General features: G+C 60.3%; 14 protein-coding genes. All 14 read right to left on the minus strand.

What is annotated here, in order from left to right; translation table 11 throughout:
- Positions 1–10: 10 nt before the first annotated feature.
- Positions 11–979, minus strand: a complete 969-nt coding sequence (fliM, locus tag AC0IXS_RS05695) for a flagellar motor switch protein FliM (protein ID WP_057410313.1) — start codon at positions 977–979, stop codon at positions 11–13.
- Positions 980–988: 9 nt separating this feature from the next.
- On the minus strand, positions 989–1489 hold the full coding sequence (gene fliL / locus AC0IXS_RS05700) for a flagellar basal body-associated protein FliL (protein WP_004880765.1): 501 nt from the start codon (positions 1487–1489) through the stop codon (positions 989–991).
- 415 nt (positions 1490–1904) lie between these two features.
- Positions 1905–3314 carry a flagellar hook-length control protein FliK gene (locus tag AC0IXS_RS05705; protein ID WP_137202632.1) on the minus strand — a complete coding sequence of 470 codons (1410 nt, stop codon included), beginning with the start codon at positions 3312–3314 and terminating at the stop codon, positions 1905–1907.
- Positions 3315–3404: 90 nt separating this feature from the next.
- Complete coding sequence (locus tag AC0IXS_RS05710) at positions 3405–3761, minus strand: Hpt domain-containing protein (RefSeq protein WP_004880762.1); 357 nt, start codon at positions 3759–3761, stop codon at positions 3405–3407.
- A 43-nt stretch (positions 3762–3804) separates the two neighbouring features.
- Complete coding sequence (locus AC0IXS_RS05715; RefSeq protein WP_471824095.1) at positions 3805–5502, minus strand: SpoIIE family protein phosphatase; 1698 nt, start codon at positions 5500–5502, stop codon at positions 3805–3807.
- Positions 5503–5505: 3 nt separating this feature from the next.
- Positions 5506–5808 carry an STAS domain-containing protein gene (locus AC0IXS_RS05720; protein WP_004880759.1) on the minus strand — a complete coding sequence of 101 codons (303 nt, stop codon included), beginning with the start codon at positions 5806–5808 and terminating at the stop codon, positions 5506–5508.
- 79 nt (positions 5809–5887) lie between these two features.
- Positions 5888–6337, minus strand: coding sequence for a flagellar export protein FliJ (fliJ, locus tag AC0IXS_RS05725; protein WP_004880757.1), 450 nt, complete (start codon positions 6335–6337; stop codon positions 5888–5890).
- A gap of 6 nt (positions 6338–6343) precedes the next feature.
- A complete protein-coding gene (fliI, locus tag AC0IXS_RS05730) occupies positions 6344–7702 on the minus strand; it encodes a flagellar protein export ATPase FliI (RefSeq protein WP_004880755.1) in 1359 nt (452 codons plus the stop codon).
- Positions 7692–8510 (minus strand): flagellar assembly protein FliH, encoded by an 819-nt coding sequence (gene fliH, locus AC0IXS_RS05735; RefSeq protein WP_471824098.1) that lies wholly within the window; start codon positions 8508–8510, stop codon positions 7692–7694. Before fliH ends, fliI begins: the two co-directional genes overlap by 11 nt.
- 15 nt (positions 8511–8525) lie before the next feature.
- Positions 8526–9542, minus strand: a complete 1017-nt coding sequence (gene fliG / locus AC0IXS_RS05740; RefSeq protein WP_004880752.1) for a flagellar motor switch protein FliG — start codon at positions 9540–9542, stop codon at positions 8526–8528.
- The gene (fliF, locus tag AC0IXS_RS05745) at positions 9535–11316 is read right to left on the minus strand and encodes a flagellar basal-body MS-ring/collar protein FliF (protein WP_057409421.1); all 1782 of its coding nucleotides are present in this window, start codon (positions 11314–11316) and stop codon (positions 9535–9537) included. Before fliF ends, fliG begins: the two co-directional genes overlap by 8 nt.
- Before the next feature lie 15 nt (positions 11317–11331).
- Positions 11332–11661, minus strand: coding sequence for a flagellar hook-basal body complex protein FliE (gene fliE / locus AC0IXS_RS05750; RefSeq protein WP_004880750.1), 330 nt, complete (start codon positions 11659–11661; stop codon positions 11332–11334).
- Between the two features lie 253 nt (positions 11662–11914).
- Complete coding sequence (locus AC0IXS_RS05755; protein WP_320471276.1) at positions 11915–13330, minus strand: sigma-54-dependent transcriptional regulator; 1416 nt, start codon at positions 13328–13330, stop codon at positions 11915–11917.
- Positions 13330–14544, minus strand: coding sequence for a sensor histidine kinase (locus AC0IXS_RS05760; protein ID WP_471824101.1), 1215 nt, complete (start codon positions 14542–14544; stop codon positions 13330–13332). The genes AC0IXS_RS05755 and AC0IXS_RS05760 overlap by 1 nt, the downstream gene beginning before the upstream one ends.
- Positions 14545–14629: the final 85 nt, after the last annotated feature.

The raw sequence follows: 14629 nt of genomic DNA on the forward strand, positions 1-14629 counted from the left end.
ACCTGACAGGTCAACGTCGTGCTATGGGTTCAATTACCTGCAGGGCCATCTTGCCCTTGTGCGAGCCCAGCTTGACCTTGAACGAAGGCACGCCGTTGGCCCGCAGGACCAGCGATTCGCTAAGTTCGACCGGGATCACATCGCCGGGACGCATATGCAGGATGTCGCGCAGCGGCAACTGACGCTGGGCGATGGTGGTACTGAGCGGCACGTTGACGTCCAGCACGTCTTCCTTGAGCGCGTTTACCCAGCGCTCGTCCTGGTCGTCCAGGTCCGACTGGAAACCGGCGTCGAGCATTTCCCGGATCGGCTCGATCATCGAATACGGCATGGTCACGTGCAGATCGCCGCCACCGCCATCGAGTTCGATGTGGAACGTGGAGATGACCACCGCTTCGCTCGGCCCGACGATGTTGGCCATGGCCGGGTTCACTTCCGAGTTGATGTACTCGAAGTTCACTTCCATGATCGCCTGCCAGGCTTCCTTGAGGTCGATGAACGCCTGATCCAGCACCATCCGCACCACACGCAGCTCGGTCGGCGTGAACTCACGCCCTTCGATCTTCGCGTGACGGCCGTCACCACCGAAAAAGTTGTCCACCAGCTTGAAAACCAGCTTGGCGTCGAGAATGAACAGCGCGGTGCCGCGCAGCGGCTTGATCTTGGCCAGGTTCAGACTGGTCGGCACGTACAGCGAATGCACGTACTCACCGAATTTCATCACCTGAACACCGCCCACCGCTACGTCCGCAGAGCGGCGCAGCAGGTTGAACATGCTGATGCGGGTGTAGCGGGCAAATCGTTCGTTGATCATTTCCAGAGTCGGCATACGACCCCGGACGATCCGGTCCTGACTGGTCAGGTCATAACTTTTGACGCTTCCGGGCTCGCCAGGGCTTTCGGTCTGGACCATACCATCGTCAACGCCATGCAGCAGCGCGTCGATTTCATCCTGGGACAGCAGGTCTTGCACAGCCATGTCGAGGTCCTACTGCAATACGAAATTAGTGAACAGCAGCTGTTCGATCACAGTCTTGCCAAGTTCTTTCTGCGCCACTTCCTGAATGCTGGCGGTTGCCTTCTGACGCAGCATTTCCTGGCCGATCGGCGAGGCCAGCGACTCGAAAGGGATGGCCGCGAACAGCATGACCAGATTGTTGCGAATCACCGGCATGTGCACTTTCAAGGCCTCCATGTCCGCAGCGTTGCGACCCAGCATGGTGATGCTGACCTGCATGTAGCGCTGACGGCCATTGGCGTTGAAGTTGACGACGAACGCAGGCGTCAGCGGTTCGAAAACCGCCACCGGCTTGGCGTTGGCCGCAGCCGCAGCCACTGCCGGGTCGGGCGCGCTTTCACCCTTGTGCATGATGAACCAGGTCGCACCCACCGACAGACCGACAGCGAGCAGCAAGGCCACAACCGCTACGATGATGAGCTTGAGTTTGCCTTTGGAAGCGGGGTCTTTAACTTCTTCGCTCTTCGCCATGCCAATAATCCGTCACTATTCAAGGGGTCTTCAATACGTGACAGGGGCAGAGCAAGTGTTATGCCAGAGTTGCGAGAAAGGAGGCGGATCGGGCTTAAACGGTTTTTTCAGCCATGGCAGCACGCCCTCTCGAAAAGCATGCTGCCCGCTGAATAAAGCGATTTTGCACAAGGCTCACGGCGTCTTCGATACAGAAAACAAACTGTGGGAGGCGGCTTGCCGGCGATCTGCCGGGAACCGACAGCAAACCTGAGCATGCGGTGTATCAGACTCGGTCAAGGGGCCGCTGCCCAGCCCATCGCTGCCGTCGCAACCTACGAGGGCTGCAACTCCCTCCTGGCAGAAGCAGATATCAGCGCATCGTTAAAGACCGGGTTTGCTGCAGGACAACACCCCGCCCCGCAGCTCACCCCAATCAAGCGTAGTAATCGATCTCGCTGGTACCGATCACCCGCGCCGCAGGCTGGCTGACGGGAACAGCACCATCGGCGATGGACACGTCGTCAGTACTGTCACCCGACCCCGTCCCACCACTGCGACCGCCGCGCTGAGCCCGGCTGGCCTGCTCCTGAGCCTGTTGCTGGGCCTGCTGTTGCGACTGATCCGAGACGTTCACGTCCACCTGACCCAAGCCCTGCTGGCTGAACGAGTCACGCAGGCGGGACATCTGGCTTTCGAGCGCTTCACGCACGCCCACGTGGGCGCTCATGAACGTCACCTGGGTCTGCTGATCCGGCGCCATATTGACGCGAATGTCGAGACGCCCCAGCTCCGCCGGTTCCAGCTTGATTTCAGCCGATTTGAGGTTCTGGCTCGACAGGTACATGACCCGGTCCACCACACCTTCGGTCCAGCCACTCTGATGCATCGCCAGAGGCTGACTCATCAGAGGCGCTGCAGTGGGCGTTGCCGCGACCCTGGCGGGCTGTGCAGCCTGACTCAATGCTGCGAGACGGTCGGCAAAGTTATCGACCCGCGTATCACCTGCGGCGCTTTTCACATCCTTCAGGCCTTCACCTATCAACCCGCCGAACGATTTGTCGCTGCTTTCGGTGCTGCTGTCGTCAGTGGGCAACTGCTCGCTCAATTGCGACAGGTTATTGGCGATATTCTGTGTGGGATCAGATTCGGCATTGGAAGGCGTCGCCTTGTTGGCGGCGTGAGCGTTCTGCGTCGCGAGTTGCGTTTTGGCACTGGCGTTCTCCAATGCCAGCTGCACCGCCTCAAGTCCGTCCAGAGGATCGGCCTCAGGATCGAAAGCGGCCTCAACTACCGCAGGCGGCGCCGCTTTCACGCCAGCAGCCAGCTCAACCACAGGCGCAGCCTTGGTATCGATAACGGCAGGCTTGGCAATCGCAGGCGCAACAGGAGCCTGTACGGTCATAGCCTGCAATGCGGGGTCCAGCGCCGGATCAAGTGCCGGATCCGTAACCGGCACCGCATCGCCTTCGGCCAACGTATCGGTCAGTACCTGATCGGCTGCGACCTGATCTTCATCGGTGGTAGCGGTCGTCACGCTGGCAGGCAAACCGTTGCCGCTATCGGCAACAGTCGACGGATTCGTGGCAGTGCTCTGATCGGCGGAAGGCTTGTCCTTGCCGCTCGCGACCTTGTCCGAACCGGACGAAGTCTTATCCCTGGCCGACTTGACAGGCACATCATCGCGCGCTGAGACGGCGTCCTTGGCCTGCTTGGCATAGACGTTGGAAAAGCTGGAGGCCCCGTCCTTGCTGCCGTCGGCAGGTTTGGCAGCATTGGTGGCCGAACCGGACCGGGCGGTCGCAGTGGCATTGGCCTGTAAAAGCGCGTTAGTGGCGAGGGGCATTTCGGTCTCCGCATGAGCAGCTGGTTACCGAAGTATTAGCAAGATACAGGCCAACCCTGAAAAGGCGGCCTGAAGGTGATCCACGATAGCTTAACTGACGAAGAACTGGCGCTCTGCATCGAACAGTCGGCGGATGGTTGCGTACTCGCTGGCGATCCTGCCGATCAGCTCTTCAAGACCCGCACTCTGCTGTTGACGGGCGCGATCCTCAAGCTCGCGGCACAGCTCCGATAGCCGTAGTGCTCCCATGTTACTGCTGCTGCCTTTGAAGCTGTGGGCATTCAGGCTCAATGTTTCCAGATCAGGCCCGTGAGGCTCGAGCGCCAGACGCATCTGGGACAGGCGCTGCTCGGAGTCCTTGAAGAACACATCCAGCAACGTGGGATATTCATCTTCCATGACTTCCTGCAGGGTACTCAAAACACTGTAATCCAGATGAACAGACACTTGCTCACTCCTTGATCAAGACTCCAGGGCGCGATTATGCCACTCACTCCCAGGAAAATTCCACGCAGGCGATCCTGCCATCCGTGGACCATCGGGCCTGCCGACTCAGTTCACATACCAGTCTTATACCGCGCCCATACAACCCATCAATGGCAGGTGCATGGTCGATCACCTGCTGCGCGTCGAAACCGCTGCCACTGTCTTCGACAGTCAAGGTAAGACGACCGCCCTGCCCAACAGGTTCAATTCGCAGCGTCATACAGATAAATCCGTCCCGAAGATTATCGAGACGCTCGGCGCGCTGCTCATAGTAGCGGGCGAAACCGACAGCATCATGCTTGAGCGTCGAATCGAGCCCCAGTACACCGTGCTCAAGCGCGTTGCTGTACAACTCGCCCATCACCGCATGCAGCGCACCGCTCTGGTTGCGCAGCCCATGCACTTCGAGCAGCGACTGCAACACATAGGGCACGGGATTGAAGCGTTTGAGGGTGGAGCCGCGAAATTCGAAACTGGCCGACCAGTCGAGGGGGCTTGAGGCACCACTGTCGGAATACGTCGGCAGCGGCAACGAATCGAGCGGTTCGTCAATCACCGTGATTTCCAACAGGCTGACGTCATCACGCGCCTTGCCGCCAAAGTCGTTGAGCGCCTGAAGGATTTCCTGGATCAGAAACGCAGGCTGTTCATTAGCGGCCAGTACGTCACGCAGTCGCTGGACACCGAAGAGCTGATCATCGCTGTCGCTGGTATCGAGCACACCGTCGGACAGCAGAAAAATGCGGTCACCCAGCGCCAGCGGATAGACGTCAGTCCTGACCTCGAACGCATCCACACTCAACACGCCCAATGGCAGATGGCGGGAGACAAGCGTGACCGGATCACCCCCGTCAGCACGCAACAGATAACCATCCGGCAGCCCGCCATTCCAGACCTCGACCTGCCGCTGCTTGTGATTGACGCACAGCAACGTGGCGCAGCAGAACATGTCCACCGGCAGAATGCGCTTCAGCTTGGCGTTCATTTCACGCAGGATTTCAACCAGACCAAACCCCTTGGCCGTCATGCCGTAAAACACTTCCGCCAGCGGCATGGCTCCTACGGCAGCTGGCAGACCGTGTCCGGTGAAATCGCCCAGCAGCACATGCATGTGCCCGGCCGGGGTGTAGGCCGCCAGCATCAGGTCGCCGTTGAACAGCGCATAAGGCGATTGCAGGTAACGAATATTCGCCGCACCCAGACAGCCGGAATGCGCGACCTGATCGAAAACGGCCTTGGCGACACGCTGCTCGTTGAGCAGGTATTCATGGTGGGTACTGATCAGGTCCCGCTGCTGCAGAACCGTTTCCTGCAACAGCCGCAGGCGGTTCATGGCATTGATCTTGGCCGCCAGCACCTGGGTGTTGTAGGGCTTGGAGACGAAGTCATCACCGCCAGCATCCAGGCACCGCGCCAACGCCTCGCCTTCGGTGAGCGACGTCAGAAAGATGATCGGCACCAGCGACTCGCCAGCCATGAGCTTGATCCGCCGCGCCGTCTCGAAGCCGTCCATCAGCGGCATCATCGCATCCATGAGAATCAGGTGCGGGCGTTCGGTACTGAAGATCGCCACGGCCTCCAGGCCATTGGCCGCGCTGACAACCCGGTGCCCCTGGCGGGCGATGATGGTCGCGAGCAGAAGACGGTCGCTGGCACTGTCGTCGGCGATGAGGATGCACAGGCCTTTCGAGAGCGCCTGCACTGATCAGCTCAACTGGAACAGCTTCGAGAAATTGGAGATCGCGAGGATCTTGAACACATCGGCCGAGCAGTTGATCAGTCGCACCTGTGCCCGGTCACCACCGGCGTGATCGCGCAGCAGCAACAGCATGCCCAGCGCGGAGCTGTCCAGATAATGGGTGTCGCGCAGGTCCACGACATAACTCAGGTCCCCCGGTTGCCCCTCGTAGGCACCCCGAAAGGCCTGATGCGTGGCGAAGTCGAAACGCCCTGCGATATAGAGCGTCAGCTGGCGCCGGTCCGGAGAAAGCTCGGAAGTGACTGTCATAGGAATTCCTGAAGTATTTCAACACCGAGACACTGTGAGCGTAGACCAGAGTTTGCGATCAACTCGTCAAAAGTCGGTGTTAGTACTGTTCGTGACGAGGCAGGCGCTGGGACAACTCATCCAGCAGCTTCTGCTCGCGCTTGTCTTCAAGCTTGCGGGCCTCGTCCATGTAGCGCTGGACCAGTTTGCGCAGCCCCTCGACACGCGCATAGGCTTCCTGCCAGGCACCGCGTGCCTTGTCGAGATTGACCTTGTGCCACTCCAGGCTCTTGTACTGCTGGGCAACGGCAACGTCGAGCTGGCTCAGAAAACGTTGATAACCCAGCAACCACTGACCGGATACACCCGAACTGCCGCGCTGCAGCCATTGCTGCTGATAGTCGTGGCGAAACTGGTCCAGTTCCTGAAGCTTGTTGTTGGCCAGATTGACCTGTCCTTGAAAATGCCCGAGGCGCTGAGCCGCCGAACGCTCGGCCGCCTCCGCCATCTCGACCACAGGCGCCAGACGCGCCGCTCGACTCTGGGCCATGGCCTATCAGCCGCCCGGCGCCGGACCGAATACCGAAGCCAACGCTTCGCCACTGGCCTGCATGCTTTCGTTGTCGCGCAAGCCCTGACGCTGGTAGCGCACCAGCACCGGATGCAGCGCGATGGCCATGTCGGTTTCCCGATCGCCACCGGCCACGTACGCACCCACGCTGATCAGGTCGCGGGTCTGCTGATAGCGCGACCACAATTGCTTGAAATGCTGGGCTCGGGCCATGTGTTCAGGCGTCACCACCGACGGCATGACCCGGCTGATCGAGGCTTCGATATCGATGGCCGGGTAATGCCCTTCTTCGGCCAGTCGGCGCGAGAGCACGATGTGCCCGTCAAGCACACCCCGCGCAGAGTCGGCAATCGGGTCCTGCTGGTCATCGCCTTCGGACAGTACGGTATAGAACGCGGTGATCGAACCGCCGCCCGCTTCGGCGTTACCGGCACGCTCGACCAGCTTGGGCAAACGGGCAAATACCGAAGGCGGATAACCCTTGGTCGCAGGCGGTTCGCCAATGGCCAGCGCAATTTCCCGCTGGGCCTGGGCAAAACGGGTCAGGGAATCCATCAGCAACAGGACGTTCTTGCCCTGATCACGGAAATATTCGGCAATACGCGTGCAGTACATCGCCGCGCGCAGACGCATCAGGGGCGCATCGTCGGCAGGCGAAGCCACCACCACCGAGCGTTTAAGGCCTTCTTCACCCAGAATATGCTCGATGAATTCCTTTACCTCGCGGCCCCGCTCACCGATCAGGCCGACGACGATGATGTCCGCTTCGGTGAAGCGCGTCATCATGCCGAGCAGCACACTCTTGCCCACGCCGGTACCGGCAAACAGCCCGAGGCGCTGACCGCGGCCGACCGTCAACAAACCGTTGATGCAGCGGATGCCGACGTCCAACGGCTGACTGATGGGGTCACGCTTGAGCGGGTTGATGGCCGGGCCGTCCATCGGCACCCAGTCTTCGGCCTTGATCGGCGGACGTCCGTCCAGCGGGCGACCCGCGCCGTCCAGCACCCGGCCCAGCATGGTCATGCCCATCGGCAGGCGACCGGCATCGGCCAGCGGCACCACACGGGCACCGGGCGCAATACCTGCAACGCTGCCGACCGGCATCAGAAACACCTTGCCACCGGAAAAGCCCATCACCTCAGCCTCGACTTCGACCGGGTGGTGACTGTCATCGTTGATCACCACGCAGCGGCTGCCCATGGCAGCACGCAAGCCTTCGGCTTCCAGTGTCAGACCGACCATGCGCAGCAGGCGGCCTTCGACCACCGGCTGAGCAGGCAGACTGATGGAGCCTGCGTAAGCTCCCAGGCGCTTGCCGAAACTGGTGCGATCAAGGCGCATCGAGCGGGTCCATGTCGGGTGCGACAGTTTTCGACGCATGAACGGGAGCTGCATCCAGCTCGACGCTGACATCGGCCGGTGCGGGGTGCGTCACTTGTTCGTGCAATTGATCGTGCATTTTCGAGATCGCCAGGGCGATTCGCGTTTCGATGCTGGCATCGATGCGGCTGTGCTCGGTTTCAATCCGGCAACCGCCAGGCAGTAACGTGTCGTCTTCGAGAATTTTCCACGTCTCTTCATGACGCTCGCGCATGGCTTTGACCAATGCGAAGTCCTGAGGATTGATGAAGATACGCAGATTGTTGGCGCCCATCGGCAGCAGCTTCAACGCGTTACGCAACACGCTGGCTATCTGCCCGGAATCGGTTGCCAGCTCGCGCTGAATCACCTGTCGGGCAATGTGCTCGACCAGATGGATAACGGCTTTTTCGATCTGCGTGTCCTGGTCTGCAATCGGGTTCAGCAGGCTGGCCATCAGCGTCTCGAGGCTGGCAATCTTGCCAGCCAGCGCCACTTCCGCCTCCTGCCGAACCTTGAGCTGAGTGCTGTGAAAGCCTTCCTTTTCGCCGGTGGCGAAGCCTTCGTTCCAGGCTTCCTGGCGAATGCTTTCCAGCTCTTCCAGGGTCAACGGCTGGACTTCTTCCAGCGGCACCTCTTCCATCTCGGCCGGTTCATCGACCGGATCGGGCTCGGGTTCCGGCTCAGGCTCTACATGCGGGTCGAAACTGGGCAATGCCCAGAGATCGAGACCGCTGACATCCTTGGCACGAATGAGGTCGCTGGCCGATTCTTTATTGGAACTGGACATGAGTCGGCTGAATCCTTAGATCATTTCCTCGCCACCCTTGCCACCGAGCACGATCTCGCCGGCTTCGGCCATACGACGCGCAATGGTGAGGATTTCTTTCTGGGCAGTTTCCACATCGCTGACGCGCACCGGACCCTTGGCTTCCAGGTCGTCGCGCAGCAGTTCTGCGGCTCGCTTGGACATGTTCTTGAAGATTTTTTCCTTGATCGCCTCGTCCGAACCCTTGAGCGCCAGCACCAGCACGTCCGAAGACACTTCGCGCAACAGCGCCTGGATACCGCGGTCGTCCACGTCGGAGAGGTTGTTGAAGACGAACATGAGGTCTTCGATCTGCACGGAAAGATCTTCGTCGACCTCGCGGATCGAATCCATGAGCGCGCCTTCGATGGAGCTGTCGAGGAAGTTCATGATGTCGGCCGCACGCTTGATACCACCCAGAGTAGTACGCGACGTGTTGGCGTTGCCGGAGAACTGCTTCTCGAGAATCTGGTTGAGCTCTTTCAGTGCCGCCGGTTGTACGGTGTTCAGGGACGAGACGCGCAGGATAATGTCCAGACGCACCTTGTGGTCGAAATGCCCGAGCACTTCACCGGCCTGGTCGGCATCCAGATACGCCACCACAATGGCCTGGATCTGCGGGTGCTCGAAGCGGATAACGTCGGCAACCGCGCGCGGCTCCATCCACTTGAGGCTGTCCAGACCGCTGGTGTTGCCACCGAGCAGGATGCGATCGATCAGGCCGTTGGCCTTGTCTTCGCCCAGCGCCTGGGTCAGCATCTTGCGAATGTAGCCATCGGAACCGACGCCCAGGCTGGTCTGGTCACCGACGATGTCGACGAACTCGCTCATCACTTCTTCGACCTGCTCGCGATGCACGTTGCGCATCTGAGCCATGGCCACGCCCACTTTCTGCACTTCCTTGGGGCCCATGTGACGCAATACCTGCGCCGCATCGGTTTCACCCAGAGAAAGCAGCAGCACGGCGGCCTTCTCGACCTTGCTCAGTTTGGCTACGAGGGCTCGATCATTCATCAGTGTTAATCCACTCTTTCACGACCTGGGCCACACGACCCGGATCTTCAGCCACCAGACTCTTGATTGCGTTGAGCTGTGCGTCATAACCCTCGGTCGGGCTAGGCAGCAGAATGCTCTGCGGACCGCCCAGGCTGACGCGGTCGTTGGACAGCTCGCCATCCAGGCCGCCCATGCCACCCAGCTCGGCATCGCCACCGAAACCGGCCAGTTCGCGGCTCTTGCCAGTGGTGATGTTGTTCAACACCGGACGCAGCACACCGAACACCAGAATCAGGATGAAGATAACGCCCACTGCCTGCTTGACGATGTCCCAGAACCACGGCTGCGAATAGAACGAAGCCTCGGGCAGCACTTCGGCGCGCTCGCTGGAGAACGGCACGTTGATCACGCTGACGCTGTCGCCACGGCTGGCATCGAAACCGACGGCATCCTGAACCAGACGCGTGAAACGGGCCAGATCTGCGGCGCTCCACGGTGCACGGGTCACTTCGCCATTGGCGGCATTGGTCTTGACCATGTCATCGACCACCACGGCAACCGACAGGCGCGTCAGACGACCCTGCTGTTGTTTGGTATGGCTGATGGAACGGTCCAGCTCGAAGTTCTTGGTGGACTGCACACGCTTGTCGGCCGGGTACGGCGCCAGCGCAGGCTGACCGGTGGCCGGATCCATGATCTGTTGACCGTTGGCATCGAGCAGCGGCTGACCCGGAGCGATAGCGGCTGCAGCAGCGCCAGCACCACCAGCGGTCTGAGGCGCGGTCGCAGGGCCTGGAGGCTGGTTGCTCAACGCACCCGGAACACCTTGCGAACCCGAACTGCTGGAACGCTGTTCGTTGACCGACTGCTCACTGCGCAAGGCAGGCTGATCGGGGTTGAAGCTTTCGGCGGTCGACTCGACAGCGCTGAAATCGACCACCGCCGAGACTTCGGCCTTGTAGCGGTCAGAACCCAGAATCGGTTGCAGGATGTTCTGCACGCGTTGCGTCAGCATGCCTTCCATACGGCGGCTGTAATCGAACTGCTTGCCCGCCATGGTCAGTTCAGAGTTCTCGGCCTGATCGGACAGCAGGGTGCCTTTCTGGTCGACAACGGTGATCTGTGACTTGGTCAGCTCAGGAACACTGGTGGCGACCAGATTGATGATCGCCATGACCTGGCCTGGCTCAAGCGAGCGGCCTGCATACAGCTCGACCAGTACCGAGGCACTTGGCTTGCGGTCGTCACGGACGAAAACCGAACTCTTCGGAATGGCCAGGTGCACGCGGGCACCCTTGACGTTGTTCAACGCCGAAATGGTACGCGCCAGTTCGCCTTCCAGACCACGGCGATAGCGCGTGGCTTCCATGAACTGACTGGTGCCCAGACCCTGATCCTTGTCCAGAATCTCGAAGCCGATGTTGGCATCGTTCTGCACCACGCCTGCCTGAGCCAGCTGGATGCGTGCACGCTGCACGTCATCAGCCTTGACCAGCAGAGCGCCGGAGTTCGGCTCGACGGTGTAATTGATGTTCGCAGCAGTCAGGGTGTCCATGATCTGCTTGCTGTCCATGCCGGCAAGACTGCCGTACAACGGACGATAGTCAGGCTGCTGCGACCACAGCACCACGGCAAAGCCAATGGCCACGCTCGCGGCCAGACCGACCATAAGGCCGACCTGACGCAGCATGGTCATTTCGGAAAGGTTTTCCAGAAAAGAGAGCCCGAACAACGGTTTCTTGTCGGAGGCGCCCGCTCTTGCTGGAACAGGATCGGCTGTTGCTTCGGCCATGACTCAGTACGTCCCTTAAACCGGCATCTGCATGATGTCTTGATAAGCCTGAACCAGTTTGTTGCGAACCTGGGTCAAGGCCTGAAACGACACGCTGGCTTTCTGCGAGGAAATCATGACGTCAGTCAGATCCACACCGCTCTTGCCGATTTCGAATGCGTTGGCCAGTTGGCTGGAGGCCTGCTGAGTCGACGCAACCTTGTTGACGGCCTGGCCAAGCATATCGGCAAAACTGCTGGCACCTGCTTCCTGAGGACCGGACACAGGCTTGGGTGCGGCCATTGCATCCATCTGCATGGCACGCATATCCAACATCAAGCGATTAAATTCAATACCTTGGCTCATGGACATTTTCTCTCGTAAGGCCCGCAAATTTTTGACACTGATTCAGCGGATACAGATGACTTAGCAACAACGGTGCCAGCTAGATGGCGGCAATATGCCACATCACCTTTGAATATCATGTCGATTCAGATGCCATCACCGACAAAAGCCCCACCGGACAAGGCCTCCGGGCCTCCCGTATTGCATCCGTCATACGAAGAATCAAATACACCAGATCACGACCACTGGTCTGCAGCTGGCTGGACGGTGGCCGTCAGGTCGCAAACAGATAGCCTTCCACATCCATACCGGCGTCACGCATCTGCGCCAGCTTGTAACGCAGCGTTCGCGGGCTGATACCCAGCCGCTCGGCAGCTTCCTTGCGACGACCGCGCTCGGCGCGCAGCGTGTCGATGATCATCTGAAACTCTCGACGCCTGAGGTCATCCCCCAGCGCACCTGCGGACTCTGAACCGCCAGCGGCCACTGCATTATCCGCCACTGACGTGACAGGCATGTGTGGCGCGGGCGCCTGGACCATTGGAGCAGGAACGCTGCCCACCGGACCGGCGAGGCAGAAATCCTGCGCCTGAATCACGCCACCCTGCTGCAGGATCAGCGCGCGCTGCACGGCATTGTCCAGCTCACGCACATTGCCCGGCCATGGATAACCGACCAGACAGGCCTGCGCTTCAGCTGAAAGACGAACCGGCGCATGCTTCATTTTATTGACGTGCTTGGCCAGAAGACGCTCGGCCAAGGGCAAAATATCGGCAGTCCTTTGACGCAATGCCTGCCAGGCCAGCGGAAACACCGACAGCCGATAAAACAGATCCTCACGGAAGCGCCCCGCCGCCACTTCGCCGGCCAGATCACGGTTGGTGGTTGCCAGCACACGAATATCAAGAATGATGGGCTTGCGCGCACCGACCCGCTCAACCTCGCGTTCTTGCAGCACGCGCAACAACTTGGCCTGCAGGCCCATGGGCATTTCGGAAATCTCGTCGAGCAGGATCGTGCCGCCATCGGCCTGTTCGAACTTGCCCGCCTGAGCCGCAATGGCCCCTGTAAATGAGCCTTTCTCGTGACCGAACAGCGTGGCCTCGAGCATGTTGTCGGGAATCGCTGCGCAGTTGATCGCAATGAAAGGCTTATCGGCACGCGGCGAATTTTGATGAATGTATCGGGCCAGAACTTCCTTGCCTGTCCCGGACTCGCCGGAAATCAGCACGGTGGAGTCGCTTTTCGCCACTCGGCTGGCCAGATTGAGCAATTGAATGCTTGCAGGCTCGACGGCAATCGGCCCCTCGCCTTCGGCCGGACCGAGACGCCCCAGCGCATGGCGCGCGACCAGCGCCAGCAGCGCCTTGGGCTCGAAAGGCTTGACCAGGTAATCCGCAGCGCCCTGTCGCATCGCATCGACGGCACGCTCGACAGCGCCGTGCGCCGTCATCAGCAGCACAGGTAACTGCGGATGACGATTACGCAGCAAAGCCAGCAACTGATGGCCGTCCATGCCCGGCATGTTGACGTCACTGATCACCAGACTGAACGGCTCGGACTCTACCGCCAGCAAGGCTTCCTCAGCCGAACCGACCGCACGGTAGCCGTATCCGGCCAGCTCCAGGGTTTCCCCCAGCGCTTCGCGCAAGGAACGGTCATCTTCAACCAGCAGCACCTTGATCGACATCAGCTTGCACTCACTGAGCTGGACGCAGGAATCAACGGCAGGCTGACAATGGCGCAAGTGCCACGTCCGACACGCGAGCGATACTGGACGCCACCCTGATGCGCGCGAGTCACTGCCGTGACCACCGCAAGGCCAAGGCCGGTGCCGGTGGTCTTGGTGGTGAAGAATGGCTCACCGATGCGAGCCAGCGCCGCCTGATCCATGCCACTGCCGTTGTCGCTGATGCACAGCCGCAACGTATTGCCGCGACTGTAGACGTGCACCTTGAGACGCGTGCGCCCTGCACTGGCCTGCACCGCGTTTTCAACCAGATTGAGCAGTGCACCGACCAGCGTGTCGCGATTGCACAGCAACTCACCGTCGACGCTGTCGCACTGCCAGCGAACCGCCCCGCCCTGCAAATGGGTCGCCGCCGCGTTCTGCAGCGCCTGAAACAGCGCACCCGGCGCGATCCGGTCGGTCAGCGGCAGTTCGCCACGGGCGAACACCAGCATGTCACGCACCTGATGCTCGAGTTCGTGCAGACGCTCCTTGAGTCGGCCGGCAAAACGCTGCTGGGTTTCCACGGGCAGTTCCTGCTCGGTCAAATGGCTGGCATAGATCATCGCAGCCGACAGCGGCGTGCGAATCTGATGCGCCAGCGAGGCAACCATTCGCCCAAGAGAAGACAGACGCTCGTGGCGAGCAAGCTGCTCCTGCAGGCGACGGGTTTCAGTCAGGTCGTTAAGCAATACCAACTGACCGGGCTCGGCATCCAGTGAACGAGTGGAAATGGACAGACGACGGCCGTCCTTCAGCGATATCTCGTGCCCGTCGTCTTCACGCGGTGCGAAGCAGCGACTGATCACATGCCGCCACAGCATGCCCAGCAACGGCTGACCCAGCAGATCGATTGCAGCAGGGTTGGCCTCGCGGACCACACCCATGCCGTCGATGACGATCACGCCACCGGGCAGCAAATCAAGCAGGTTCTGCAGGCGGTTGGCCAGGCGCTCTTTTTCTGCCAGCTCCTGAATACGCTGAACACCGGCCTGCGCCAGCTCACCCTTGAGTTCAGTCACGCGTGCTTCCAGATGTCCGTAGGAATCGGTCAATTGCGCCGACATCTGGTTGAACAGCGAAAACGCCTGTTCCAGCCCGTGACGGCTTTCCAGCTCAAGAGCGGGAAACGGCTGGACAGACAGTTCGGAAGTCATTTGGGCGGCGTTGGACATAAATCATCTCTCGCGTGGCGGACCGTCAGTAAACGGTGTGTTGAGAGAGACTTAGCAATCCTCGTGCCGAAAAAAAACCCCTGAA

This window comes from Pseudomonas sp. AC016, from assembly GCF_979253365.1.

Coding starts and splice junctions, on each gene's coding strand:
- fliE (WP_004880750.1), bottom strand. CDS start 11,661: ATGAGCCAAGGTATTGAATTTAATCGCTTGATGTTGGATATGCGTGCC.
- AC0IXS_RS05720 (WP_004880759.1), bottom strand. CDS start 5,808: ATGACAGTCACTTCCGAGCTTTCTCCGGACCGGCGCCAGCTGACGCTC.
- fliG (WP_004880752.1), bottom strand. CDS start 9,542: ATGAATGATCGAGCCCTCGTAGCCAAACTGAGCAAGGTCGAGAAGGCC.
- AC0IXS_RS05705 (WP_137202632.1), bottom strand. CDS start 3,314: ATGCCCCTCGCCACTAACGCGCTTTTACAGGCCAATGCCACTGCGACC.
- fliM (WP_057410313.1), bottom strand. CDS start 979: ATGGCTGTGCAAGACCTGCTGTCCCAGGATGAAATCGACGCGCTGCTG.
- fliJ (WP_004880757.1), bottom strand. CDS start 6,337: ATGGCCCAGAGTCGAGCGGCGCGTCTGGCGCCTGTGGTCGAGATGGCG.
- AC0IXS_RS05755 (WP_320471276.1), bottom strand. CDS start 13,330: ATGTCGATCAAGGTGCTGCTGGTTGAAGATGACCGTTCCTTGCGCGAA.
- fliI (WP_004880755.1), bottom strand. CDS start 7,702: ATGCGCCTTGATCGCACCAGTTTCGGCAAGCGCCTGGGAGCTTACGCA.
- fliF (WP_057409421.1), bottom strand. CDS start 11,316: ATGGCCGAAGCAACAGCCGATCCTGTTCCAGCAAGAGCGGGCGCCTCC.
- fliL (WP_004880765.1), bottom strand. CDS start 1,489: ATGGCGAAGAGCGAAGAAGTTAAAGACCCCGCTTCCAAAGGCAAACTC.
- fliH (WP_471824098.1), bottom strand. CDS start 8,510: ATGTCCAGTTCCAATAAAGAATCGGCCAGCGACCTCATTCGTGCCAAG.
- AC0IXS_RS05760 (WP_471824101.1), bottom strand. CDS start 14,544: ATGTCCAACGCCGCCCAAATGACTTCCGAACTGTCTGTCCAGCCGTTT.